We start from the raw sequence: 23440 nt of genomic DNA, 5'->3' as shown, positions 1-23440 counted from the left end.
CAGGGCCGCGATCCGGCTACTCCGTCGCCATAAGGCGGGCGACGTCCAGCATCCGGGCTGAAAAGCCCCATTCATTGTCGTACCAGCCAAAAATCCGAACCTGATTTTCCCCAACCATGCGGGTTTCCGGCCCGGCGATGACCAATGATTCCGGGCGGGCGCGCAGGTCAGACGAGACCAGCGGCATATCTGTCCAGCCAAGCACGGGCGAGGCAGAAACAGCCTCTTTCAGCGCTTGGTCAAAAGCACTTATGCTGAGGCCCCGCTCAAGTGTCACGATTAGGTCCACGGCGGAAACACTGGCCGTCGGCACACGAACCGCCGCGCCGGAAACGCGTCCGGCCAGATGCGGCAGAACCACATCGATCAGATGCATGGCGCTTGACGTCGTGGGGACCATTGACAGCGCACCGGCCCGCGAACGGGCAAGGTCGCCGCGCGGCGCGTCCACCATCGGTTGGCTATTGGTATAGCAGTGAATGGTTGTCATATGACCAGAGGCAATGCCTGCGATGTCGTCGATCATCTTGACCAGCGGTGCCAACCCGTTGGTGGTGCACGAGGCGTTGGACACGATCCTCGCGCTGCCCAGTTGATCCTCGTTTGCGCCCAGAACAATGGTCACATCCGCTGCAGGCGAAGGGCCAGATATCAGCACCTTGCCCGCGCCCGCGGTAAGACCGCGACGCGCAACGTCAGAGCTGCGGGCAATGCCCGTGCAGTCCAGCATCACGTCAACACCCGACAAATCAACGCGGGTCAGATCGGCACTGTGGGTCATCGGAATCGTCCGCCCATCCACAATCAGCGCGGCAGCCCCTTCGGACACATCGCCAGGGTAGGGGCCGAACGTGCTGTCGTATTTGAACAGGTAGGCGCAGGTTTCCAGCGGTGCGATGTCATTGATCAGCACCAGCTCGATATCCGACCCCTGCGGCAGGGCCAGAACCTGCCGCAGGATCGTACGGCCGATACGGCCGAATCCGTTAATCGCGAGTTTCATGCGCAAGCTATGGCAGGCCGTTCAGGCGACCTCAATGCCTTAACTAACGTACTGTCAGTTGCAGCTGACCTGCGAGAAGAACTGGCCCGATATGTTCTGATACATGCTGGCCACGATCGGTTTGCACCCGGTTGCCTGCTGAATTGCGGCGATGGCCTGAAGCGTGCGCAAACGTGGCGGGGGGCCAAACGGGTTGAGGTTGTTGTTGTCACGCGTGGCGCGGTACACAACCGGCGTGTCCGAGACTTGCGTCACTGCCCAGGTGCGGCTCATGACAAGTACGGATTTGGTCTCTTCCTTGGCGGAAAGGGGCGAGGTGAAAAGGGTCGCAGATGCGGCGAGTGCGGCAATGGCCAGCAGGGCAGGGCGCAGTTTCATGGAACAATCTCCAATGCTTAAAATCAGAATTTGCTTGGATTTCAGCAAATTCCGGCGCGCGTGTGAAGCCCCGAAGCCACAAATTCACGGCACACCTTTGCGAGCCACCTGTTTACCTTAGGGCAAAGACAAGGGCATGTGCCGATTGACGTCCTTATACAGCAGATACCGGAACCGCCCCGGACCACCCGCATAACAGGCTTGCGGGCAGAAGGCGCGTAACCACATGTAATCGCCCGCTTCGACCTCGACCCAGTCCTGATTGAGGCGATAGACAGCTTTGCCTTCCAGCACATAAAGCCCGTGCTCCATCACATGGGTCTCGGCAAACGGGATGACCCCGCCGGGTTCGAAATTGACGATGTTCACATGCATGTCATGGCGCAGGTCCTGAGGGTCGGCAAACCGCGTGGTCGACCAGCGGCCCTGTGTTCCCGGCATTTCCACTGGTGTCACGTCTCGCTCGTTGGTTATGATCGGATCGGGCAAAGGCAGCCCGGGCACCGACTGATAGGCTTTGCGGACCCAATGGAACCGGGCGACTGCGTCACCCGTGTTGTGCAATGTCCAGTCGCTTCCTGGTGGAATATAGGCATAACCCCCTGTTTCCAATACATGTTTTTCGGCATTCAGGGTTAAGGTGACAGCCCCCTCGACCACAAAGAGAACGGCCTGGGCCTGCGCTTCGGTTTCAGGCTGGTCGCTGCCACCGCCGGGTTGTACCTCCATGATGTATTGCGAGAATGTCTCGGCGAATCCACTAAGCGGACGCGACAGAACCCACAGGCGCGTGCCTTCCCAGAAAGGTAGGGAACTGGTGACGATGTCGCGCATCGTGCCTTTGGGGATGACCGCATAAGCGTCCGTGAACATAGCGCGGTCAGTCAACAGTTGGTCCTGACCGGGATGGCCCCCGGTCGGGGCAAAATAGGTTGGGTTGGTCATCATGAGCCTCGGGGTCGTTTATACGGCACTATGAACGCAAAGACCGGGCGCAGATAGGTCCACCGGCGCGATAGGTTTGTTCGGGATAATTTGAAGGTCGACGTCAGGGGCTTGGCCCGGCAGCGGCAGCGGTATATCCTTGGACACAAATGATTTCAGTTCTGTGAGGCCGCTATGAAAGCCCAGTTTTTGCCCGCAATCGCCGCTTGTGGTTTTCTTTTGATGACCAGTTTGGCAGACGCCAAGCCACTGTCGCGAATCATTGCAGAGATGGGCTTGTCGCCTGCGGATTTCGAAGTGGTCAACGCAACCGCGAACACGATGCTGACCAGCGGTACGCCATCTGTTGGTCAGGAGCGGGCCTGGAAAAACGACGATACCGGATCGAAAGGCACGATCCGGGTGCAAAATGTGCAGGGCAACTGCGTCAGCCTTCAACACATAATTCAGCCGGAAGGTGGGGATCAGAGCCGCGAGATCAGAACCCGCCGGTGCGATGACGGCAATGGCAACTGGATTCTCACGCCCTGATCTGCGGTACGGGCCTCAATAGCCCTGAGCCCGATCCACCTCATGCAGCAAGGGCGCGCCAGAGTTGAGCCGTTTAAAGTTCTCGGCAACATCTGAAAGCGCGTCACCCAGATGCCAGCCCGAGACGTGCGGTGTGATCGTCACGCCGGGATGGGCCCATAACGGGCTGTCCTGCGGCAGTGGTTCCACTGATGTAACGTCCAGCACGGCATGACCCGGTGTGCCTTTATCCAGCGCTTCGATCAGGGCGGCTTCGTCAATCAGATCCCCGCGCCCGGCGTTCAGCAACTGGCTACCGGGTTTCATCGTGGCCAGTGTTTTTGCGTCGAACAAACCAACCGTTTGAGGTGTCGACGGCAAAATCGCACATACATGGTCGCATTGCCCCAAAAGGTCAGGCAGGGTGTCTTGCCCATGCAGACAGGTCACACCTTCTATGGATTTGGCTGTACGGCTCCAACCCATGACCTGAAATCCGATGGCCCGCAGCATCAGGGCGGTGCGGGCACCGATATGGCCCAGACCCAGAACACCTACGACTGTGTCTGGTGTAAAGATCGGCTCTCGCGGCGACCACTCCGCCAGGGATTGGGCGGCCTCATGGAACGCCATATGCCGTTGTTGGCGCAGGATGTAAGCCACAAACCACTCGGCGATGCCTTGTGCAGGGGCATCCGGTTTCAGGCGCGCGATGCGGACATGGGCCGGAAGGTCTGGATGGCTGACAATGGTTTCCACGCCAGCCCCCAACTTCTGAACCAGTTTCAAGTTGGGCAGTCGCGCGGGGTGGTCGCTTTGCATGCCGACCAGCGCCAGCATCGTGATGTCTTCCGGGTTGCCAAGCGTTTGGGGCGTGCGGATATCTGCATCAGGCGCTGTGGCCTTCAATTTGGCAGCAATTTCTTCATCGCCTATCCAATCGGACAACCCGGTTTCGATCAACAACGCCATGCGCGGCTCCTGCGTAGAATTTGGTGTGGTGACGTCCCGTCACTGTGGTGGACAGGCTCGGGGCAGTTAAGCCATCCTTGCAGCAAAAGTATAGCCCGGTTCCGACGCCTGAGGAGGATGTTTCCGTGAACATGTCATTTACCCTGCGCGAGGAAAACCGCGTTCTTCTGGAACGTGTTTCGGAAATGATCCGGGATGAGATCATGCCGCTGGAGGAAGAATACCACGCGGAAATCGACAAGGGCGACCGCTGGCAGTACACACAGCGCCAAGCCGAAATTCTTGAAGGGCTGAAGGCCAAGGCCAAGGCAGCGGGGCTGTGGAATTTCTGGCTGACCGACAGCGACAAGGGGTTTGGCCTGACCACCGTGGAATACGCCTATTTCGCCGAAGAAATGGGCAAGACCCCGCTTGGGGCCGAAGTGTTCAACTGCTCGGCCCCGGATACCGGCAACATGGAAGTTTTCGAGCGCTACGGTTCCGCGAAGATGAAGGAAAAATGGCTGAAACCACTGCTCGAAGGTGAAATCCGATCTGCCTATCTGATGACCGAACCTGACGTGGCCTCTTCTGACGCAACCAATGTGTCGATGTCCTGTGTTCGGGACGGGGATGACTATGTCCTAAATGGTGAAAAATGGTGGTCTTCGGGCGCGGGCGACCCGCGATGCAAGGTTTATATCGTCATGGTCAAAACCGGCGGCGATGAACAACCCAAACACAAGCGTCAGTCGATGATTGTGGTGCCTGCGGATGCAGAAGGGATCGAAGTTCTGCGCCCCATGCAGGTCTATGGCCACGATGATGCACCTCACGGCCACATGCATATCCGGTTCACCAACGTTCGCGTTCCGGCCGAAAACATCCTGCTGGGCGAAGGGCGCGGGTTCGAGATTGCGCAAGGTCGCCTTGGGCCGGGCCGCATCCACCACTGTATGCGCGCCATCGGGCAGGCCGAAAGTGCGCTGGAGCAGATGTGCAAACGATCGCTGCAACGCGAGGCGTTTGGCAAGAAACTGGCGCAGCTTGGGGCCAATTACGACATCATTGCCGAATGCCGGATGGAGATCGAAATGGCCCGGCTGCTGTGCCTGAAAGCCGCTTGGTACATGGATCAGGGCGACGCGCGGGCAGCCGCTCCTTGGATCAGCCAGATCAAGGTCGTCGCACCACAAGTTGCGCTGAAGGTGATCGACGAAGCAGTGCAGATGTTCGGTGCGCAGGGCATCAGTCAGGATACACCACTTGCGACGGCCTGGACCCATGTGCGGACCCTGCGATTGGCCGATGGGCCAGATGCGGTGCATCGCCGTCAGGTGGCGCGGGCCGAGCTAAAGAAATACACGCAGGAAAAGATCTGAGGGGGCCTATGGCAGCAGCGCTCGATTTCGCCGACAAAGCCTATTTTAGTCAACGAGAAAACGGGGCATTTGTCGGCAACGATCCCGCACGTGGCCCGTGGTCTGCTGATCACTGCCATGCGGGGCCTGTGAGTGGTCTGATCGTGCGGGCGGCGGAAACCGAAGTCGGCCCGGAAAAGATGCTGACCCGTCTGACCGTCGACCTGTTACGCCCTTTACCGCTGGCCGGTTTGCGGGTTGCGGCAGAAACAACGCGCCACACCAAGACGTTGGCGACCACGCGCGTTACGGTTCACGATTTGAACGACGCGCTATGTGCAACGGCCTCGACCATGCATCTGGTGCGTCGCGATCTTGGATCGGTTGCAAATGTCGAAAGCACCGCCCCTCGGATCGAGGATGCCGTCGACGGCCCGTTTCCAATTGGCGAGATTCGCCACGAGTTGCCCGGTTTTGCCCATTACAGCGATATTCGGTACCCGAAAGGCGGCAGGCAGGGGGCCGGACCCAAAACGGTTTGGATGCGGACACCGCGACTTTTGCAGGGTGAGGTACAATCGCCCATTCAGGCCCTGTGTCCGTTGGCAGATTGCGGCAATGGCATCTCATGGAACGCGCCAACCTCGGAAATGGGATTCATGAATACCGACCTGACAGTGAACATCCATCGAGAGCCGGTTTCCGATTGGTTGGCCTCAGACTCTGTCTCGCATTGGCAGCCGTCAGGTATCGGGATGTCACAGTCGGTGTTGTATGACACGCAAGGTCCGGTTGGAACCGCATTGCAAACACTGGTTTTGTTCCCGCCCGGCTGACACTCGGCCGGTTTTTGCATCCTGACTGTAAAAGCCGTTGCCGCCGCAGATCGGCAGACCTATCTTGCAATCATGCGTTGGATGCTTGCCGCTATAACCTGTTGCCTGCCTATCCCGGCCTTGGCTCACCCGCACGTCTTTATCGACACTGGGCTTGAGTTCATCGTGGATGAAAGTGGTAACTTGACTCATGTCCGAGTGACCTGGGCCTATGATGAGCTGTTTTCCTTACTGCAACTGGAAGACATGCGGCTGGATCAGGACGGTGATGGCGCGCTGACCGAAGGCGAAGAAGCGATCCTTACCGGGTTCGATGCGCAATGGATCGAAGGGTATAACGGCGATCTGGTTGTTACGGCCGGAGGAGTGCAAGTTGACCTTTCGGGCCCGATGTCTCCTCATGCCACAACCGAAGATGGCCGCATCGTCACAACGCATCTGCGCGCGGTCGAAGGGGGTTCAGTGCCCGCCAGCGCCTTGTCGGCGAAGGCGTTCGATGAGACCTATTACACAGCCTACGAAGTGACACGCCCTGTCATCGTCACAGGCCCCGCTACCTGCCAGATGGAACGTTTCGATCCGGATATTGACGGTCAATTGGCCCAGATGCAGGCGTTTCTGTTAACGCTGGATGCAGATTACGACCTTGAGGAAAACGACATTCCTCTGGTCGGAGAGAACTTTGCCACCGAGATTCGCATTTCATGTCCCGCTACCTGATAGTTCCGGTTGCCCTTGCCTGTGGACTGCTGCTTTGGTTCTGGGGCAGTGGCGGGTTTGACTCTCTTGCAGCCTGGGCGGCGGGTGAGCAACGCGAGTTTCAGAACCAGATCGCCCGCTCGCTGCGCGCCGCACGCGCCGAGCAGCCGCAGGCCGTTGCCACGCTGCTGACCGTATGTTTTGCCTATGGCTTCTTTCATGCCATCGGCCCGGGTCACGGTAAGGTTCTGATCGGCGGGTACGGGCTGGGTCGGCGCGTGGCTTTCTGGCGGCTGTCAGCGATCAGCGTGCTGTCCAGCCTGGGACAGGCCGTAACGGCCATCGTTCTGGTCTATGCCGGGGTATTGGCGTTTCAGATGTCCCGCCAAAGCCTTGTCGGCGCGACCGAGCAGGTCATGGCCCCCATAAGCTATGGCGCGATTGCTTTGATCGGGTTGTGGCTGGTGTTCCGTGCTTTGCGCAGTTTTGCGCGGCGGCAAAAAAGCCAACCGGCGCATGATCATGACCATGCTCACGATCACCACGCCAACGCGCACCAACACGATCACGACCATCATCATGACCACCACGATCATGCGCATCACCATCACCATGATGACGATGTCTGCTCGGATTGTGGCCATCGGCATGGACCAACGGCGGAAGAGGTCGCAAATGTGGGCACACTGCGCGAGGCTATGATCCTGATCGCTGGTATTGCCGCGCGGCCCTGTACGGGTGCTTTGTTCGTGCTGATCCTGACCTGGCAGATGGGCATCGCAATGGTTGGTGTCGCCGGGGCTTTTGCTATGGCGCTGGGCACGGCTACAGTCACAACGCTGGTCGGCTGGACATCTTTCGGCCTGCGCGGTGGGTTGTTGGCTTCAGCCTCGGCCACACGCTTTGCGTCCGTGCTGGCCCCAACCATCGAACTGGTCGCGGGGCTTGTCATTGCAGTGATTGCCGGTGGTCTGCTGATGCGCGCGATTTAGTCGAAAACCGGTTTAGGGTAACCGACCCGCGCCAGATACAGCCCCTGCGGCGGGCAGACCGGCCCACAAGCCGCACGGTCAGCAGCGTTCAACGCGTCGCGCACATCCTCGGGCGTCCAGGCACCGGCGCCGACACGTTCCAAAGTGCCCACGAAACTGCGGACCTGGTTGTGCAGGAAAGATCGGGCGCGCACGTGGAAATGGATCTCGGGGCCGGAAAAACCCGGAACCTGCTCGACCCGCAGCTCATCCAGAGTTTTAACAGGGCTCGCCGCTTGACAGATCGAAGACCGGAACGTGGTGAAATCATGCCGTCCCAGCAGCATGTTTGCCCCGTCCTGTATCGCATCAACATCCAACTGATGGTTGATCTGCCAGACCTGCCCCCGGTCATGCGTTGCCGGGGCGCGGCGCATCAGGATGCGGAACAGATATTGCCGTTCAACCGCTGAAAAGCGTGCATGCCAATCCTCATCGACCCGAGCGGCCTTCACAATCGCCACAGGCTGCGGTTTGAGGTGATAGTTCAGCGCCTCGGACAGGCGAAACGGGTCCCAGTCCTTGGCCATGTCGCAATGGGCAACCTGACCAAGCGCGTGAACCCCGGCATCGGTGCGACCTGCGGCGGCGATTGTATGCGCACCCGGCTGAATACGCGACAGAGCCTCTTCAATGGCCCCCTGAACGGACGGCTGATCCTTTTGCCGCTGCCATCCGGCAAACGGTTCCCCTTGGTATTCGACTTTTAACGCATATCTGGGCATGCGCCGCTGGTAGCGCGCGAGGCCGGAACGGGCAAGGGGGCGAAAGCGCTGGTATGTGCCGCACCCTCTACCTATCTTGGGTAAAACGATAATTGCGGGGCGACAGTTTGGTCATCTCATCACTGGCAGACAGTCTTGTGCGTGGCGTCGAAACCATCGGCGATACCGTGTCCGAGACGTTTTTCGAGCCGGTCATCCGTCTGGGTGTCACCGGGCTGGCGCGATCGGGCAAGACGGTTTTCATCACCTCGCTGGTGGCAAACCTGTTGGATCGGGGCCGCATGACCGGCCTGACCGCGCAGCAAGAAGGGCGGATCAACGCCGCCTATTTGCAACCGCAGCCGGACGATACGGTGCCCCGGTTCGACTATGAAACCCACCTGTCCGCTCTGACCGGCCCCACGCCAAATTGGCCCGACAGCACCCGCGCTGTGTCCGAATTGCGTTTGTCGTTCAAGGCGCGCCCCGCAGGGTTACTTGCCGGGTTGCAGGGGCCGCGAACAGTGCATTTGGACATCGTGGACTATCCCGGTGAGTGGCTGCTGGATCTGGCTTTGCTGGACAAATCTTACGAAGATTGGTCGCAAGAAACACTGACTCGCATCGAGACCCGTGCCGAGGCAGCCGAGTATCTGGCGCAGGTCAAGGCCACAGACCCGTCTGGTGCGCATGACGAGCCGACAGCGCAAGCTCTGGCGTCATCGTTCACGGCTTATCTCAATCAGGCGCGTGAAGCTGGTTTTTATGACTGCACCCCGGGGCGTTTCTTGTTGCCGGGTGATCTGGCGGGCTCACCGGTGCTGACCTTTGCGCCTTTGGTTCTGTCCGGACCATCACGCCGTAAAACTCTTCAGCGTGAGATGGAGCGGCGATTTGAGGCTTATAAGTCTCAAGTGGTGAAACCCTTTTTTCGCGACCACTTTTCGCGCATCGACCGGCAGGTGGTTTTGGTCGACGCGCTGGGCGCGATCCACAAAGGCCCGCAGGCGGTTGAGGATATGCGCCGCGCGATGGCCGATATCCTGTCGGCTTTTCGTCCGGGCAGGAACGCGTGGCTCAGCCAGTTGCTGTTGGGCAAGCGGGTCGAACGCATCCTGTTTGCGGCGACTAAAGCCGACCATTTGCACCACACACAACATCCCCGCATGACGGCGATCATCGAAGCGTTGACACGCGAGGCACGAGACCGGGCGAATTTCGCAGGGGCGCAAACGGCAGCTCTGTCGTTGGCTTCGTTGCGCGCTACGACAGAAGAGATGCGCCGTCACAATGGGGTGGAATTGCCATGTGTGAGGGGCACTCTGTTGGACAGCGGGAAACAGGCTGCGTTCTATCCCGGCGAATTGCCTGAAGACCCAGCGCATCTTTTGGGTCCGGCCCGAAATGGGGCGGACAGTTGGTTGGATGAGGATTATGGGTTCATGGCATTTGCACCCGCGCATCTGACCCTGAAACCAGGCGATGGACCGCCGCATATCCGCTTGGATCGCGCAGCTCAGTTTCTGATCGGAGACAGGTTGTGACTGTTACCTTACGCCCTGCCCGTACCACAGATGCTGGTACCATCGGGACAATCCTGCACGGTTTCACCTTGGAAAACGACTGGATGCCAAATCTGCACAGTTGCGCTGAAACCATCGCCTTTTGCGGTAAAATGATCGATCAGGATTGGGTGACTGTTGCGGAAAGTGACGTGGGCGTGGTCGGGTTTCTGGCGCTCAACGGTACCGAAATCCACTCGCTTTATCTGGATGCACATGAACGAGGGCGAGGGATCGGGCGGCAACTGCTGGACCACGCGAAATCTCGCCAAACCCGGCTTAGCTTGTATGCGTTTCAGGCCAACACAGGCGCTTGTAAATTTTACGAGCGCAACGGCTTTGCCGAAGCAGCGCGCAGCAATGGCGCGGAAAATGACGAAAACCTGCCGGACATTAGGTTTGTCTGGCGCAGCAAAGGTATGACCCATGGCTAAAGGCCCGGTTCTGATCGATCTTGAAGCGGATGAGCCCGCCGCTGATGTTGCGCAGGCCCCTCCGGTGCCAGATGTGGCGCAGCCTCAAGGGCAAGCGATGCAGAGCGCTGCGAGGCTCGCCGCCCGAAAACCATCCGCCTTGGCGCGTTGGTTTTGGGGGCTGGCCTTGGCCGTCATCGGCGCGGCAATCTCTGTTGCAGCTTGGGATTTTGCAACTTCACTAGTGGCGCGGACGCCAGTTCTGGGGTGGGTCGTAGTTGGCCTGCTGTCGGCATTGGTGCTGGTTGGATTGATCATTGCGATCCGCGAATTGGCGGCTTTGGGGCGATTGTCGCGGGTCGACGGAATGCGCCGCGCGGCGGATACGGCCTTGGCGGATGCCGATCTGGCACAGGCCCGTGTTGTTACCAATCGTCTGATCACCTTTTACAAAGGCCGGGAAGAGACCCGCTGGGGCCGCGACCGACTGGCAGAGCGTATGGGGGATCAATTTGATGCCTCGGCGTTGCTGAGCCTTGCCGAAGATGAGCTGCTGGCTCCGCTAGACGAAGCGGCCAGCCGAGAAGTTGAGGCTGCGGCCCGGCAGGTCGCAACCGTAACCGCCTTAGTCCCATTGGCCTTGGCAGATGTTGTGACAGCGCTGGCCGCGTCGCTTCGGATGATCCGCCGGATCGCGGAAATCTACGGCGGTCGGGCCGGTACGCTAGGCAGTTGGCGTTTGACCCGTGCCGTGTTTGTACATCTGGTCGCCACAGGCGCGGTGGCCGTCGGCGACGATCTGCTGGAGCCTGTTCTGGGCGGATCCGTTCTCAGCAAACTGTCTCGCCGGTTCGGAGAGGGGTTGGTCAACGGGGCGCTCAGCGCACGTGTGGGAGTGGCCGCGATGGAGGTGTGTCGCCCGCTGCCATTCTCTGAACGGCACAAACCGTCAACGCGCGGTATCATCAAACGCGCCTTGCAGGGCCTGTTTTCCAAGGGTTGATCCAAAGCAAAGCGTCATAGCCCACCCTTCGTCACACTAGGAGTGTCGGAGGAGCCAGCCATGACGGATCACGGTCACAGCCCGCAGGAAATCGCCGAACGGATCAATGCACCGCCTGGTCGTGGTGTGTTGCGCGATGTTGTCTATGGCGGCATCGACGGTTCTGTTACCACCTTTGCCATCGTGGCAGGGGTCGCGGGGGCAGGGCTTTCCCCGTTTGTGATCGTTGCGTTGGGTTTGGCGAATGTGCTGGCTGACGGGTTTTCCATGGCTGCGGGCAATTACTCGGGCACCAAGGCGGAACTGGACAACATTCGGCGCATCCGTGCGGTCGAGGAACGCCACATAGCTTTGTATCCGGATGGCGAGCGGGAAGAGGTGCGCGAGATCCTTGCGCAAAAGGGGTTGTCGGGCGACGTTTTGACCGAAGCAACGGCCGAGATCACCTCGAGCCACGAAAACTGGATCAACCTGATGATCGAAGGAGAGTATGGCTTGGGCAGTGTTGACCCGCATCCGTTGAAGGCGGCGCTGGCCACATTCTTTGCCTTCCTGGTGGCAGGTATGATCCCCTTGCTGCCCTTTCTGGCTTCGGTTCCGAACGCATTTGCGATGTCGGCCTGGATGACCATGGGAGTCTTTTTTGCGATCGGTGCGCTAAAAAGTCGTTGGTCTCTGTCCCCATGGTGGCGATCAGGGATAGAAACGCTGCTGATCGGAGGGTTGGCTGCGCTGATCGCGTATCTGGTCGGGTCTCTGTTCCATCCTTAATTGTCGCAGCGCGGCTGTGGCGGCTGGCCAATATTCCGCGCTTGGGTAGAGTGGCAAAAAACGGGTGCGAAAACCGATGCCACGTCTCAAATTGTCTGACCAACGTGTATTGGTTCTGGGCGCTTACGGCTTCATTGGCGCGGCAGTCACGCGTGCGTTACAAGCCGAAGGTGCCTCGGTTCAAGGCGCGGTACGCGACCTTGTGCAAGGGGCACGGATCTTGCCGGGTGTTCCGCTCAAGCAGGCTGACATGCGCGATCTTCTTCACACGCAAGACTGGCCGGATCTGTTAGAAAACGTCGATGTCGTCGTGAATTGCGCCGGTGCATTGCAGGATAATGCCGAAGACAATCTGGAAACCGTGCACCACACAGCGATCGCGGCCCTGGCCAACGCTTGCGCGGAACAGAAGATCAGTATTGTCCAGATTTCCGCCATCGGCGCGGAACCTGCGGCAAGCACGCATTTCCTGCGCACCAAAGCGGCCGGAGATCAGGCTCTGCGTGCGTCGGGCGTTCCGCTTTGGGTGCTGAAGCCCGGGCTTGTTATCGGACAGACGGATTTTGGCGGCACAGCACTGCTGCGCATGTTGGCCGCTGTGCCTTGGGTTCAACCCTTGGCCTATCCCAATACGCCAGTGCAGTGCGTGGGGATGCCTGACCTTTGCGCCACGGTCGTCGATGCTATTGCGGGGGATTTGCCGCAAGGCACGTTTGACCTTGTCGAGGACAGCCCGCACAGCCTGTCGGACGTGGTGCGCCACACCCGGCAATGGCTAGGGTTTCCTGCGGCGCGTTTCTCAGTAAGTTTACCGCCGGTTATGACCAAAGCCGTTGCGGCGTTAGCCGATGGTTTGGCCTGGTTTGGCTGGCGATCACCTCTACGCAGCACGGCGATGACGGTCATGGCGGACGGCGTGATCGGAGATCCCGCGCCTTACAGGGCTGCCTCGGGGCGCGGGTTTTCACCTTTGCCCGACATCTACGCATCGCTTCCCTGTGCCCGGGAACACCGCCTTACTGCACGAATGACGCTGTTGATGCCGATGGTTGTTGCAACGCTCAGCCTGTTTTGGGTTCTGTCGGGCCTGTTCGGGTTGTCGGGCCTGTCCAAAGCCTCGGGCGTACTGACAGGAGCCGGTTGGTCAGCGCCTGCAGCCATGGTCGCCGTCGTTTTCTGGTCTCTGGTCGACGTCGTGCTGGGGTTGGCCATCTTGTGGCGTAAATGGGCTGTGCGGGCCTGTTTGGCTCAGTTTGGCGTGGCCGTTATCTACATGGGTGCCGCCACAATCACGTCACCGGAATTGTGGACCGACCCGTTGGGCCCACTGGTGAAAATCCTGCCCGCGATGGTCTTATCCCTTGTCGCGTTGCCCATGTTGGCAAGTCGATGACGGACCCTGATCTGATCCTGCGCTGGTTGCACGTCATTGGCGCCTGTGTCCTGCTGGGGACCGGAGCAGGGATTGCCTTTTTCATGCTCATGGCACATCGCAGCAATGATCCGAAAATCATCGCGCATACTGCGGGTATCGTCGCGCTGGCCGACCTTTTGTTCACGACAACAGCAGTCATCCTGCAACCCATTACTGGCACTCTGTTAGCTTGGCGTATTGGGTGGTCGTTAAGCGAAGGATGGATTGCATTGTCCCTGGTGCTTTACGTGCTGACCGGTCTTTTCTGGTTGCCGGTGGTTTGGGTGCAACTTCGAATGCGGGATTATGCCAGAACAGCGGCAGAGCAGGGGTCGTCTTTGCCGCAAGACTATTACCGTTTGTTTCGGTTTTGGTTCGCGTGTGGCGTGCCTGCCTTTCTTGCGGTGTTGGTCATCCTGTGGTTGATGATCGCGCGCCCGGCGATTTCTGTGTTTTAGGAAGGTCTGCAGCTTTCCTGACTGTTATTGGCCATCGCCCCAAGATAGCCTTGCCGCGAGACTTAGATCGGAGATTGCTTTGGAATCGCTACTTGTTCTTGTCGGCCTGATTGTTCTGGCAATCCCGGTCACGCTGGTCGCGCTGATGGTCGGACAAACCCGATTGCGCCGCCGAGTGGCAGAGCTGGAGGCGCGGATTTCGAATCTCTCGGCAGGTGACAACGTGGGTTCTGAAACCCACGAGGTAAAGGAGCCTGATCTACAGACAGACGTTGCAAAAGAAGCGCGCAGACCCGGCCCGTGGGCCGCGCCGAAACGGCAGAAAGAAGATACTCCTGTTGAAGAGGCGGAGGTGCCTTCTCCTGCCGTCGTATTCAATTCTGACCGGTTTACCGAGCTGGGCGCTTGGTTACGCGAAAACTGGTTCTATGTGGTCTCAGCCTTGTCGCTGGCGTTGGCCGGGATTTTCCTTGTGCAATACGGTGTTGAAAACGGATTGCTGCCTCCGGCGGCCCGCGTATTCGCGGCACTTGGGTTCGGGGCACTTCTGATCGTTGCGGGTGAAGTTCTGCGCCGGAAGTTCGGAGATGATGAGGATGCGTCCACAGCCTATTTGCCTTCCGTCTTTTCCGGGGCCGGGCTTGTTACCCTTTTCGGGGCAATTCTGGCCGCGCGCCAATTGTACAACCTGATTGGTGCCGAAGCGGCGCTGGCAGGGATGGTTGCCGTCGCTCTGATTGGTCTTGTACTGGGTTGGTTTCATGGCCCCTTGTTGGCGGCGGTCGGATTGGTCGGAGCATTCGCGGCCCCCTTCATGGTCGGTGGTTCGTCCGAGGATCCTTCGTGGCTTTATGCCTATTTCCTGCTGGTTGCCGTTTTGGGGCTTGGTATCGACACGGTTCGGCGTTGGGCGTGGGTGTCTGTTCTGACCGTGTTTGGGGCCTATTCGGCGAACCTGCTGCTGGTGGCAGGCGCGCCGAACACAGAACCGAGTTATCTGGTCGCTGCTTTGATACTGGCGGTTTTGGTGATGGCTATTCCCGCGCGTCGCATATGGCCGGATCACGCGGGCCCCATGATCTCTCAAATGATCCGCCATCCAAAGTCCCACCCTTGGCCTGACTTTCCAACCAGACTGGCGGCAGGCGCCGTTGCAGTCAGTTCGGCGATCTTGTCCTGGCATTGGGCGGATTCGGCGGCAGAGTTCTGGCTGGGTGTCACCTTGTTGACCGTCCTTGTGCTGGCCCTGTTGCTTTGGGCCAAGGATGCGCCCGCGCTTCAGGATTTGACCGTCCTGCCGGCGGTTGGGCTTGTATTCTATGTCTTGTCGCATGGGCTTGATCAGGGCGCGGTTCTTCGTGACTTTGCTGTCACTTATGCGGAAACGGTTGAGGCCGACTATCCAATGGTCGTCACGGTGTTGGTCGCGTTGGGAGCTTTGATCTCAATCCTGATGGCATGGCGGTCTGCACAGGCAAGCCAGTTTCGCGCGATCTGGGCCGGAGGGGCCGCTCTGTTTGCCCCGGCAATGGCGATCGGGCTGGAGGTCGGCTGGCATCCAGCTTCTGTAATTGGCGCATACCCCTGGGCATTACACGCTGTGGCGCTGGCCGTCCTTATGGTGGTTCTTGCGGAACGTTTTGCCCGTGTCGACGGAGAGGATCGGATGCGTGCTGCGCTGGCCACTTTGTCTGCGCTGTCTTGTCTGGTCTTTGCCTGCGTCATCGTGCTCAGCGCGGCGGCGCTGACGGTGGCGCTGGTGGCAAGCGTCGTGGTGGCGGCGGCTCTGGACCGCAGGTTCGCTTTGCCCCCGATGAGCTGGTTCATATGGGCCGGTGTCTTCACCGTCACCGTTCGACTGGTGCTTGATCCGGGGCTGGACTGGGCAAACACGGCTCCGGTGCCCGAGATGACATTGGTATACGGTGCGGCCACGATTGGCTTTGTCGTCGGCTGGTGGATGTTGCGCCCTTTGCAGCGCCCTGTGGCGTCGTTGTTGCTGGAGAGCGCTGCCTGGGCGACGGTGGGGATACTGCTGTCCCTGTTGTTGTTGCGCTGGCTTGAAGGGTTTGGCGAAGGTGGTGCCTATAGCAGCCACTGGGGGCTGGGGTTGTTGGCGGTTATCTGGCTGCTGCTGGCCTTTGCTCAGGTGCAGCGGTTCGAGCTGGGCGGAAAACTGAATTTTGTTCGCTATCTGCTCGCGGCATTTTTCGCCGCACATGGCGTGTTCCGGCTTGTCGAGTCGTTGGCCGAGCAAAACCCATTGGCAAACCAGTTCTCCGATCCGGTTTTGGGCCCGCCCGTTTTGAACACACTTGCCGTGGCCTACTTGTTGCCTGCCGTGGTCATCGGGTTTTCCGCACGTCGTATTCGGTCGATGCACTTGAAATTGCGGCTGGTCTGTTATGGCTTTGCCGGAGCGCTCGCCGCGTTTTGGCTGGCCCTGACGATCCGTCATTTCTGGAAGGGGGCCAAAGGAATGCATGTCGGCAGTGGCGTCACCCAGCCCGAGCTTTATACCTATACCATGGCCCTGCTGTTGATGGGGGCTGCGCTGTTCTATCAGTCGCTGGCGCGCGGGTCCGACCTGATGCGCAAGGCCGGGCTGCTGGTAATCGGGTTGGCTGTGGCCAAGGTCTTTCTGATCGACATCGCAGGACTGGGCGGGTTGATCCGGGTCTTCTCGCTGCTGGCGCTTGGCCTTGCGCTGGCTGGTCTGGCATGGCTGAACCGCTGGGCCAAACTGCGCCATTCGCCGCATGGGGCAGAACCTCTGGACCATTAGGCGCGGGCGTCTTATAAGCCCGCCATGCATGACCGTTTGGCCATCATTATTCGAATTATATCCCCGGCGCTCTGACCCTCTGAGACGCCGGGCAAAGGTGTTTGAGAACTCGCACCGACCGCTTCGATCCTAGTACGACCAGATCATCCAAAGGACGCCCCCAATGTGCGCCGACACGATCCAGACACCTGATTACAAAGACACGCTGAACCTGCCCAAAACCGACTTCCCCATGCGCGCTGGCCTGCCCAAGCGCGAACCCGCATGGCTGGAGCGCTGGGAAACCATCGGCGTCTATGACCGCCTGCGCGAGAAACAAGGCCGCACACCCTTTACCCTGCACGATGGCCCTCCTTACGCGAACGGCCACCTGCATATCGGCCACGCGCTGAATAAGACCATCAAGGACATGATCGTGCGCAGCCATCAGATGATGGGTTTTGACGCGCGTTACGTGCCCGGCTGGGACTGCCACGGCCTGCCGATCGAATGGAAGATCGAAGAACAATACCGCAAGAAGGGCAAGAACAAGGACGAGGTGAACATCGTCGATTTCCGTCAGGAATGCCGCAAGTTCGCCGAGGGCTGGATCGATATCCAGCGCGAAGAGTTCAAGCGCCTGGGCATCACCGGCAACTGGCCCGATCCCTACATCACCATGGACTATCACGCCGAGGCTGTGATCGCGGATGAGTTCATGAAGTTTCTGATGAACGGCACGCTTTATCAGGGCTCGAAACCCGTGATGTGGTCACCCATCGAAAAAACCGCTCTGGCCGAGGCCGAGGTCGAGTATCACGACAAGGAAAGCTTCACCATCTGGGTGAAGTTCAAGGTTGTCGACCCAATTGGCGGAGATGGCCAACAGCTGGAAAATCGGGATTTGGTTGGCGCTTACGTTGTCATATGGACGACGACTCCATGGACCATGCCGTCGAACAAAGCTGTCGTTTACGGCAAAGACATTTCCTACGGTCTGTACGAAGTTACTGGCACACCGGATGAATGCTGGGCCAATGTGGGCGACAAGTTTTTGCTGGCGGATAATCTTGCCGCAGACGTTTTGGGTCGTGCTCGACTTAATGATGATCAATGGACCCGTGTCAGGGATGTTGACCCAAGTGTGATCACGGGGCTGACCCACCCGCTGGCCGGAGCCGAAGGCGGCAATGGCGAATGGGACGACATCCGCGATTTCCGCGCTGCTGAGTTCGTGACCGACACCGAAGGGACCGGCTTCGTTCACTGCGCGCCGTCGCACGGGATGGAAGAATTCGAGCTGTATCGTGACTTGGGGATGCTCGAGCAGGTCATCACTTATAACGTGATGGACGACGGTAGCTTCCGCGCTGATCTGCCGTTCTTTGGCGGCAAATACATCCTGTCCCGTAAGGGCGGCGAGGGCGACGCGAACAAAGCCGTCATCGATAAGCTGGTCGAGGTCGGCGGGCTGCTGGCGCGTGGCAAGATCAAGCACAGCTATCCGCATTCATGGCGCTCGAAGGCACCGATCATCTATCGTAACACGCCGCAGTGGTTTGCATCCGTCGACCGCAAGCTGGACGACGGCATGGGCGAGATGGGCGACACGATCCGCGAACGCGCCCTGCGATCCATCGACGAACTGGTGAAATGGACGCCGCAGACCGGACGCAACCGCCTCTATTCGATGATCGAAGCCCGCCCGGACTGGGTTCTGTCCCGCCAGCGCGCCTGGGGTGTACCGCTGACCTGCTTTACCAAGAAGGGGGCCTTACCCACCGACGCGGATTACCTGCTGCGCAACGCAGGCCTCAACGCGCGCATCAAGGCTGCGTTCGAGAAAGACGGTGCAGACGTCTGGTACACCGACGGCTTCAAAGAAAGGATCCTCGACGGCATCGCCAACCCGGACGACTACGATCAGGTGTTCGACGTGCTGGACGTGTGGTTCGACTCGGGCTCGACCCACGCCTTCGTTCTGCGTGACCGCGAGGACGGGACCGAGGACGGCATCGCAGACGTCTACATGGAAGGCACCGACCAGCACCGCGGGTGGTTCCATTCGTCCATGCTGCAGGCCTGCGGCACCAAGGGCCGCGCGCCTTATCGGAACGTTGTCACCCACGGATTCACGCTGGACGCCAAAGGCAACAAAATGTCCAAATCGCTGGGCAACACGATTGTGCCGGAAGAAGTCGTCAAGCAATACGGCGCCGATATCCTGCGTCTGTGGGTGGCGCAGACCGACTATACCGCCGACCAGCGGATCGGGCCTGAGATCCTGAAAGGCACGGCCGACAGCTATCGTCGCCTGCGCAATACCATGCGGTTCATGCTGGGCTCACTGGCTGATTTCACCGAAGCGGATCGGGTCGCGCCCGAGGATATGCCGCGTCTGGAACGCTGGGTACTCAGCCGTCTGGCCGAACTGGATGAGCAGGTGCGCAAGGGCTACGCGTCCTTCGACTTTCAGGGCGTGTTCAGCGCCGTGTTCACGTTCGCCACAGTTGATCTGTCGTCTTTCTACTTCGACGTCCGCAAGGATGCGCTGTACTGCGATGGCGACAGCCTGCGCCGTCGTGCGTCGCGCACTGTTCTGGACATTCTGTTCCACCGCCTGACAACCTGGTTGGCTCCGGTTCTGGTGTTCACCATGGAAGAGGTGTGGCTGGAACGCTTCCCGGGCGATGACAGCTCGGTCCATCTGGTGGATTTCCCGGACACACCTGCCGACTGGCGTCACGCCGAGTTGGAAGAGGCCGTAGCCAAAGTGCGTCGCGTTCGCCGCGCGGTGACCGCTGCGCTGGAAGTTCAGCGTCAGGACAAGGTCATCGGATCGAGCCTCGAAGCCGCGCCGATCGTGCATGTCGAAGATCAGGAGACCCGTGACCTGCTGGCAACCTTTGACGTAGATGATCTGTGCATCACTTCCGGATTGGCGGTTTCGGGTGATCCTGCCCCTGCCGAGGCGTTCCGCGTGCCTGAAATCGAAGGCGTTGCGGTGGTCTTTGAAAAAGCCGAAGGCGACAAGTGTCAGCGCTGCTGGAAAATCTTGCCAGACGTCGGACGCCACACGCATCCGGGTGTGTGCAGCCGCTGTAACGACGCGCTTGGTTAACACTTACCCCCAGCCCATCGGCTGGGGGTTTTTCTTTCCCTGCTTGCAACAGCTTTGGTGATCTGAAACGCTGCGCCTATGCCGATGATTGCCGTAGAAACCCAATTTGGATGTCTGGGTGTCGAAGAAACAGACGGAGCCCTCACGCGCCTGGTCTGGGATGGCCAGGATGTGGGAGAGCCGACGGATTTGTTGCGTGAAGCCGCCGCGCAATTGAAAGCGTATGACGCCGGGCATCTGGACCGGTTTGACCTTCCTTACCGCGTCGCAGGGTCTGACTTCCAGCGACAGGTCTGCGATCTGATGTATGCGATTCCTCTGGGCGAAACGCGTACTTACGGAGATATCGCCAAAGAGCTTGGGCAGCCCGCGCAACCCGTAGGGCAGGCTTGCGGTGCAAACCCCATTCCGGTGATCATTCCCTGCCACAGGGTGCTCTCAGCAAATGGTCTTGGTGGCTTCTCCGGCGCCGGCGGGGTCGAGACCAAAGTGGCCCTGTTGCGCCATGAGAGCGCCGCCGGGCTTTTGATCTGACCTGTGAAATTCGGTTGCAATCTGTCTGCGGCGGGCACACCATATATATGTTGTTGAATTTGAAGGACCGCATTGCATGACCACGGATCAAGATCGCGCCGCCCGAAAGAAGGCCATTATTGACAGGTTGATGTCACTTGAAGCGCAAGAGCTTGCAACGGCGCAGGCGCATTACGATGCGTTTTTGAAGGACGCTCAACTGGATGATCGGGAAGGTCACGACAAGGATGACCTTGCCGCCTCACGCGAAAACGCTGACTTGGCGGCTGCGTTTGACGCCCCTGTGCATGCACACCACGCCAAGATCGACGTGATTGAAAACACCGATTTCGGTCTGACTGACACAGTTCAACCCGGCGCAGTGATCAAATTCAACAATCGCAGATTTGTCGTTTGCGTCTCGACCACCCGGTTCGAGGTGGATGGAAAAACGTATATGGGCATTTCAACACAAAGCCCGATTTACTTGGCCATGGTGGGCCTGCAAGAGGGTGATGTCTTTACCCATAACGGCACCGAGTTCGAGGTGCAGGACGTCATGTAGCTCGACTGTCGGCAGCGCTGCGTCAGGCGCGGCGCTGCGGTATGATTTGCTGCGCGATGCCTGCAAATGTCAGGTATAGGCTGGTGATCACCAGCCCCCAATGCGCCCAGCTTTCAGGGTGAAAATCGACCCAGGCCGCCCAACCGGCAAAGAACGTCCATGCCAGAGCCATAGGCAGGGTCAGGCTGCGCCAACGCTCGGTACGTACGGGATGGACAAACTTGAGCGGCAGGAACATCGCCAGCGACAGCAGTGTGACCAGCAGCAGAATAATCCAGAAATTCGGTTCGAGCGCGAAGATCACGATAACGAACATGTTCCAGCATCCCGGAAAACCGGAAAAGGAATTGTCCTTGGTCTTCATCCGGGTGTCCGCAAAATACATCGCGCTGGCAAAAGTTATGACGATGATCGCAAACCATCCCGTCCAGCCGTCCATCAGCCCGGACTTGAACAGGGCAAAGGCCGGTATGAACACATAGGTCAGGTAATCGATGATCAGATCCAGCAGAACACCATCAAATTCCGGGGCGTTCTTTTTGACGTGGTAATGACGCGCCAGAGGGCCATCGATTCCGTCCACGACAAAAGAAACAACCAGCCAAAGATACATCAGGCTCCATTTCTCTTCGACGGCGGCCAGCATGGCGAGCATGGCAAAAACAGCGCCGGTAGCAGTGAAGAGATGGACGGAAAGAGCTTTGAATCTGAGTGTCATGCACGCGTCATGACTGATGCACGCCTGAGATGCAAACCAAAAGCCGTGCGATTTTGATGGATGTGTGTGTCAGGCCTTGGGGTGCGCACGGTTGTAGACCTCCATCAACCGCGCCGTGTCCACGGCAGTATAGGCTTGGGTGGTTGAAAGCGACGCATGTCCCAGGAGCTCCTGAATGGCGCGCAAGTCGCCTCCGGCCGACAGAAGGTGCGTGGCGAAACTGTGCCGCATGGCGTGGGGTGTTGCGGTTGCAGGCAGGCCCAGTTGCATCCGCGCTTTGGCCATAACGCCCTGTATCGCACGTGGATTCAACGCCCCGCCGCGGACACCGCGGAACAATGGTGCGCCCTGTGCCTTCGGGTGAGGGCAGAGTTGCACGTACCGGTCGACGGCTTCACGGGCAGCAGGAAGAACCGGTACGACCCTCTCTTTGTCGCCCTTGCCAACGATGCGCAAGGTGGCGGGTAAAGGTACGTCTGCACCAGTCAATGACAGCGCCTCGGATATGCGCAGTCCGCACCCATAGAGCAACGTGACCACGGCCACATCCCGCGCGGCGACCCAATCCGAACTGGATTGCAACTCGACCGTGTCGATCATGGCGCGGGCGGCGTCTTCGGCCAGGGGGCGGGGCAGTTTCTTGGTGAATTTTGGTGCGCGTGTGGACAAGACAGCAGTGGGTTCAAAGCCTTCACGTTCGGCCAGCCAGCGGTAAAAGCTTTTGACGGCTGAGAGTTTGCGCGCCAGTGATCGTGCGCTTACGTCTGCACTGCGTTGGTCCGCCATCCAGGCACGCATATCTGACACAGTGATCCGTTCCAGCGCTTTCAACCCCTGCCGTTCAGCGTGGTGCAGCGTCATAAAGGACAGAAAATCCGTCACATCCCCGCGATAGGCGGTTTGCGTGTTCTGCGATCTACCCGCCAGCGCACCTAAGCTGTCCAGCCAATGCTGCAGCGCATCGCGGCAGGCGGGTGAGATCAGGCTCACGACAGCCAGTGGCGCATCGAGCGTTCGAACACGCCAGCAAAAAAGCTTAAAAGGTCGGTGCCAAGCTGCGGCGTGAAATGCCGCGGATCCCGCGCACCCATGACAATCATTCCCGGCAAACGACCGGGGCCGAGGTCAAGCTTCAGGCAGGCTTCGGACCGCAATTGATCTGCAAGCGCGCCAAAAATGCGGCGGTTGGGATGATGCACCTCGCGCAGTGTGACGTCGCGGGCCGGTCCGCCGCGATCAATGGTCAGGTACTGGTCGATAAAGCCGGGTTCGGCAATGGTTAGAACGCCCCCCAACGTATCAACTGCTGGATCGTCCTGAACCACGGTTGTTTCCAGAACCAAAGTGATGTGATCAACACGCAAAATATCGGCAACGTCCGCGCCAAGCGCGCGCAGGAAATCTTCGAATTCGACCGGCTCCAACAGACGCAGAATTGCGCGATGCACTTGGTTTGTGCCCGCCAGATTCTCGTAGGCTGCTGCTATCACAGACCGATGGGTGTCTTCCAACCGGTCCAGCCGCGCTTCGAGCCGTTGCATGGCGATGCCGCGCAAATCGATTACATTGTCGCCGCGTGCGCGTTCATTGGCACTGACCAGCGCCTGCATCAGATCCTTGTCATCCAACACGACGTCAGGCTCGGCCAGAATCGCCGCGCGGAGGTTATCCTCGAGTTTGGGGTTGCTGCTCATGTCCCGTCCGGTCTTTTTTTGTTGAG

At 59.2% G+C, this 23440-nt stretch carries 23 protein-coding genes; 15 read left to right on the top strand and 8 right to left on the bottom strand.

Annotated elements, in window-relative coordinates; translation table 11 throughout:
• Window positions 1-16: 16 nt before the first annotated feature.
• From ACR3EH_RS06030 to ACR3EH_RS06020, 3 genes are all read right to left on the bottom strand, one after another.
• Window positions 17-1003: a type I glyceraldehyde-3-phosphate dehydrogenase gene (locus ACR3EH_RS06030; RefSeq protein WP_171676066.1), complete on the bottom strand. Its 987-nt coding sequence runs from the start codon at window positions 1001-1003 to the stop codon at window positions 17-19.
• Window positions 1004-1057: 54 nt separating this feature from the next.
• A complete protein-coding gene (locus ACR3EH_RS06025; RefSeq protein ID WP_171186968.1) occupies window positions 1058-1381 on the bottom strand; it encodes a hypothetical protein in 324 nt (107 codons plus the stop codon).
• A 117-nt stretch (window positions 1382-1498) separates the two neighbouring features.
• Entirely contained in the window at window positions 1499-2326 is an 828-nt protein-coding gene (locus tag ACR3EH_RS06020; RefSeq protein ID WP_171186966.1) for a bifunctional allantoicase/(S)-ureidoglycine aminohydrolase, read from the bottom strand.
• 174 nt (window positions 2327-2500) lie between these two features.
• Here ACR3EH_RS06020 and ACR3EH_RS06015 point away from each other — a divergent pair, with 174 nt between their 5' ends.
• Window positions 2501-2857 carry a hypothetical protein gene (locus tag ACR3EH_RS06015; RefSeq protein WP_171186964.1) on the top strand — a complete coding sequence of 119 codons (357 nt, stop codon included), beginning with the start codon at window positions 2501-2503 and terminating at the stop codon, window positions 2855-2857.
• 15 nt (window positions 2858-2872) lie between these two features.
• Here ACR3EH_RS06015 and ACR3EH_RS06010 read toward each other — a convergent pair whose 3' ends face one another.
• The gene (locus tag ACR3EH_RS06010; RefSeq protein WP_171186962.1) at window positions 2873-3808 is read right to left on the bottom strand and encodes a 2-hydroxyacid dehydrogenase; all 936 of its coding nucleotides are present in this window, start codon (window positions 3806-3808) and stop codon (window positions 2873-2875) included.
• A gap of 131 nt (window positions 3809-3939) precedes the next feature.
• Here ACR3EH_RS06010 and ACR3EH_RS06005 point away from each other — a divergent pair, with 131 nt between their 5' ends.
• The 4 genes from ACR3EH_RS06005 (at window position 3940) to ACR3EH_RS05990 (ending at window position 7675) form a co-directional block, all read left to right on the top strand.
• Window positions 3940-5169 carry an acyl-CoA dehydrogenase family protein gene (locus ACR3EH_RS06005; protein WP_174839927.1) on the top strand — a complete coding sequence of 410 codons (1230 nt, stop codon included), beginning with the start codon at window positions 3940-3942 and terminating at the stop codon, window positions 5167-5169.
• Between the two features lie 8 nt (window positions 5170-5177).
• Window positions 5178-5984: a thioesterase family protein gene (locus ACR3EH_RS06000; RefSeq protein ID WP_171186959.1), complete on the top strand. Its 807-nt coding sequence runs from the start codon at window positions 5178-5180 to the stop codon at window positions 5982-5984.
• Window positions 5985-6056: 72 nt separating this feature from the next.
• Complete coding sequence (locus ACR3EH_RS05995; RefSeq protein ID WP_171186956.1) at window positions 6057-6704, top strand: DUF1007 family protein; 648 nt, start codon at window positions 6057-6059, stop codon at window positions 6702-6704.
• A complete protein-coding gene (locus tag ACR3EH_RS05990; protein ID WP_171676064.1) occupies window positions 6689-7675 on the top strand; it encodes a nickel/cobalt transporter in 987 nt (328 codons plus the stop codon). Before ACR3EH_RS05995 ends, ACR3EH_RS05990 begins: the two co-directional genes overlap by 16 nt.
• Here the strand turns inward: ACR3EH_RS05990 and truA are convergent.
• Window positions 7672-8439 (bottom strand): tRNA pseudouridine(38-40) synthase TruA, encoded by a 768-nt coding sequence (gene truA / locus ACR3EH_RS05985; protein ID WP_171186953.1) that lies wholly within the window; start codon window positions 8437-8439, stop codon window positions 7672-7674. The genes ACR3EH_RS05990 and truA overlap by 4 nt on opposite strands.
• A gap of 107 nt (window positions 8440-8546) precedes the next feature.
• Between truA and ACR3EH_RS05980 the strand changes: the two genes are divergently transcribed.
• From ACR3EH_RS05980 to ACR3EH_RS05935, 10 genes are all read left to right on the top strand, one after another.
• Entirely contained in the window at window positions 8547-9962 is a 1416-nt protein-coding gene (locus ACR3EH_RS05980; RefSeq protein WP_171186951.1) for a YcjX family GTP-binding protein, read from the top strand.
• The gene (locus tag ACR3EH_RS05975; protein WP_171186949.1) at window positions 9959-10414 is read left to right on the top strand and encodes a GNAT family N-acetyltransferase; all 456 of its coding nucleotides are present in this window, start codon (window positions 9959-9961) and stop codon (window positions 10412-10414) included. The genes ACR3EH_RS05980 and ACR3EH_RS05975 overlap by 4 nt, the downstream gene beginning before the upstream one ends.
• Complete coding sequence (locus ACR3EH_RS05970) at window positions 10407-11396, top strand: YcjF family protein (RefSeq protein WP_171186947.1); 990 nt, start codon at window positions 10407-10409, stop codon at window positions 11394-11396. The genes ACR3EH_RS05975 and ACR3EH_RS05970 overlap by 8 nt, the downstream gene beginning before the upstream one ends.
• A 60-nt stretch (window positions 11397-11456) precedes the next feature.
• The gene (locus ACR3EH_RS05965; RefSeq protein ID WP_171094246.1) at window positions 11457-12167 is read left to right on the top strand and encodes a VIT1/CCC1 transporter family protein; all 711 of its coding nucleotides are present in this window, start codon (window positions 11457-11459) and stop codon (window positions 12165-12167) included.
• Between the two features lie 76 nt (window positions 12168-12243).
• Window positions 12244-13560 carry an SDR family oxidoreductase gene (locus tag ACR3EH_RS05960; protein ID WP_171186944.1) on the top strand — a complete coding sequence of 439 codons (1317 nt, stop codon included), beginning with the start codon at window positions 12244-12246 and terminating at the stop codon, window positions 13558-13560.
• A complete protein-coding gene (locus ACR3EH_RS05955) occupies window positions 13557-14039 on the top strand; it encodes a DUF2269 family protein (protein WP_171186942.1) in 483 nt (160 codons plus the stop codon). Before ACR3EH_RS05960 ends, ACR3EH_RS05955 begins: the two co-directional genes overlap by 4 nt.
• A 79-nt stretch (window positions 14040-14118) precedes the next feature.
• Window positions 14119-16824: a DUF2339 domain-containing protein gene (locus tag ACR3EH_RS05950; RefSeq protein WP_171186940.1), complete on the top strand. Its 2706-nt coding sequence runs from the start codon at window positions 14119-14121 to the stop codon at window positions 16822-16824.
• 163 nt (window positions 16825-16987) lie between these two features.
• A complete protein-coding gene (gene ileS, locus ACR3EH_RS05945; RefSeq protein WP_171186938.1) occupies window positions 16988-19924 on the top strand; it encodes an isoleucine--tRNA ligase in 2937 nt (978 codons plus the stop codon).
• 78 nt (window positions 19925-20002) lie between these two features.
• On the top strand, window positions 20003-20458 hold the full coding sequence (locus tag ACR3EH_RS05940; protein ID WP_171186936.1) for a methylated-DNA--[protein]-cysteine S-methyltransferase: 456 nt from the start codon (window positions 20003-20005) through the stop codon (window positions 20456-20458).
• A 76-nt stretch (window positions 20459-20534) separates the two neighbouring features.
• A complete protein-coding gene (locus tag ACR3EH_RS05935; protein ID WP_171094234.1) occupies window positions 20535-21002 on the top strand; it encodes a hypothetical protein in 468 nt (155 codons plus the stop codon).
• Between the two features lie 22 nt (window positions 21003-21024).
• Here ACR3EH_RS05935 and ACR3EH_RS05930 read toward each other — a convergent pair whose 3' ends face one another.
• The 3 genes from ACR3EH_RS05930 to ACR3EH_RS05920 form a co-directional block, all read right to left on the bottom strand.
• Window positions 21025-21720: a CDP-alcohol phosphatidyltransferase family protein gene (locus tag ACR3EH_RS05930; RefSeq protein WP_171094233.1), complete on the bottom strand. Its 696-nt coding sequence runs from the start codon at window positions 21718-21720 to the stop codon at window positions 21025-21027.
• 69 nt (window positions 21721-21789) lie between these two features.
• Window positions 21790-22710: a tyrosine recombinase XerC gene (locus tag ACR3EH_RS05925; RefSeq protein WP_171186934.1), complete on the bottom strand. Its 921-nt coding sequence runs from the start codon at window positions 22708-22710 to the stop codon at window positions 21790-21792.
• A complete protein-coding gene (locus ACR3EH_RS05920; RefSeq protein WP_171186932.1) occupies window positions 22707-23414 on the bottom strand; it encodes a DUF484 family protein in 708 nt (235 codons plus the stop codon). The genes ACR3EH_RS05925 and ACR3EH_RS05920 overlap by 4 nt, the downstream gene beginning before the upstream one ends.
• Between the last annotated feature and the right edge of the window lie 26 nt (window positions 23415-23440).

The organism is Ruegeria sp. BG7 (assembly GCF_056535685.1).
The sequence above is the reverse complement of the archived record's forward strand: the minus strand, read 5'-3'. Positions and strand labels throughout refer to the sequence as shown.

What these genes read in the sequence shown, in the direction of transcription:
- ACR3EH_RS06030 (WP_171676066.1), bottom strand. Translation starts at nt 1,003, where the DNA reads ATGAAACTCGCGATTAACGGATTCGGCCGTATCGGCCGTACGATCCTG.
- ACR3EH_RS06025 (WP_171186968.1), bottom strand. Translation starts at nt 1,381, where the DNA reads ATGAAACTGCGCCCTGCCCTGCTGGCCATTGCCGCACTCGCCGCATCT.
- ACR3EH_RS06020 (WP_171186966.1), bottom strand. Translation starts at nt 2,326, where the DNA reads ATGACCAACCCAACCTATTTTGCCCCGACCGGGGGCCATCCCGGTCAG.
- ACR3EH_RS06015 (WP_171186964.1), top strand. Translation starts at nt 2,501, where the DNA reads ATGAAAGCCCAGTTTTTGCCCGCAATCGCCGCTTGTGGTTTTCTTTTG.
- ACR3EH_RS06010 (WP_171186962.1), bottom strand. Translation starts at nt 3,808, where the DNA reads ATGGCGTTGTTGATCGAAACCGGGTTGTCCGATTGGATAGGCGATGAA.
- ACR3EH_RS06005 (WP_174839927.1), top strand. Translation starts at nt 3,940, where the DNA reads ATGTCATTTACCCTGCGCGAGGAAAACCGCGTTCTTCTGGAACGTGTT.
- ACR3EH_RS06000 (WP_171186959.1), top strand. Translation starts at nt 5,178, where the DNA reads ATGGCAGCAGCGCTCGATTTCGCCGACAAAGCCTATTTTAGTCAACGA.
- ACR3EH_RS05995 (WP_171186956.1), top strand. Translation starts at nt 6,057, where the DNA reads ATGCGTTGGATGCTTGCCGCTATAACCTGTTGCCTGCCTATCCCGGCC.
- ACR3EH_RS05990 (WP_171676064.1), top strand. Translation starts at nt 6,689, where the DNA reads ATGTCCCGCTACCTGATAGTTCCGGTTGCCCTTGCCTGTGGACTGCTG.
- truA (WP_171186953.1), bottom strand. Translation starts at nt 8,439, where the DNA reads ATGCCCAGATATGCGTTAAAAGTCGAATACCAAGGGGAACCGTTTGCC.
- ACR3EH_RS05970 (WP_171186947.1), top strand. Translation starts at nt 10,407, where the DNA reads ATGGCTAAAGGCCCGGTTCTGATCGATCTTGAAGCGGATGAGCCCGCC.
- ACR3EH_RS05965 (WP_171094246.1), top strand. Translation starts at nt 11,457, where the DNA reads ATGACGGATCACGGTCACAGCCCGCAGGAAATCGCCGAACGGATCAAT.
- ACR3EH_RS05960 (WP_171186944.1), top strand. Translation starts at nt 12,244, where the DNA reads ATGCCACGTCTCAAATTGTCTGACCAACGTGTATTGGTTCTGGGCGCT.
- ACR3EH_RS05955 (WP_171186942.1), top strand. Translation starts at nt 13,557, where the DNA reads ATGACGGACCCTGATCTGATCCTGCGCTGGTTGCACGTCATTGGCGCC.
- ileS (WP_171186938.1), top strand. Translation starts at nt 16,988, where the DNA reads ATGTGCGCCGACACGATCCAGACACCTGATTACAAAGACACGCTGAAC.
- ACR3EH_RS05940 (WP_171186936.1), top strand. Translation starts at nt 20,003, where the DNA reads ATGCCGATGATTGCCGTAGAAACCCAATTTGGATGTCTGGGTGTCGAA.
- ACR3EH_RS05935 (WP_171094234.1), top strand. Translation starts at nt 20,535, where the DNA reads ATGACCACGGATCAAGATCGCGCCGCCCGAAAGAAGGCCATTATTGAC.
- ACR3EH_RS05930 (WP_171094233.1), bottom strand. Translation starts at nt 21,720, where the DNA reads ATGACACTCAGATTCAAAGCTCTTTCCGTCCATCTCTTCACTGCTACC.
- ACR3EH_RS05920 (WP_171186932.1), bottom strand. Translation starts at nt 23,414, where the DNA reads ATGAGCAGCAACCCCAAACTCGAGGATAACCTCCGCGCGGCGATTCTG.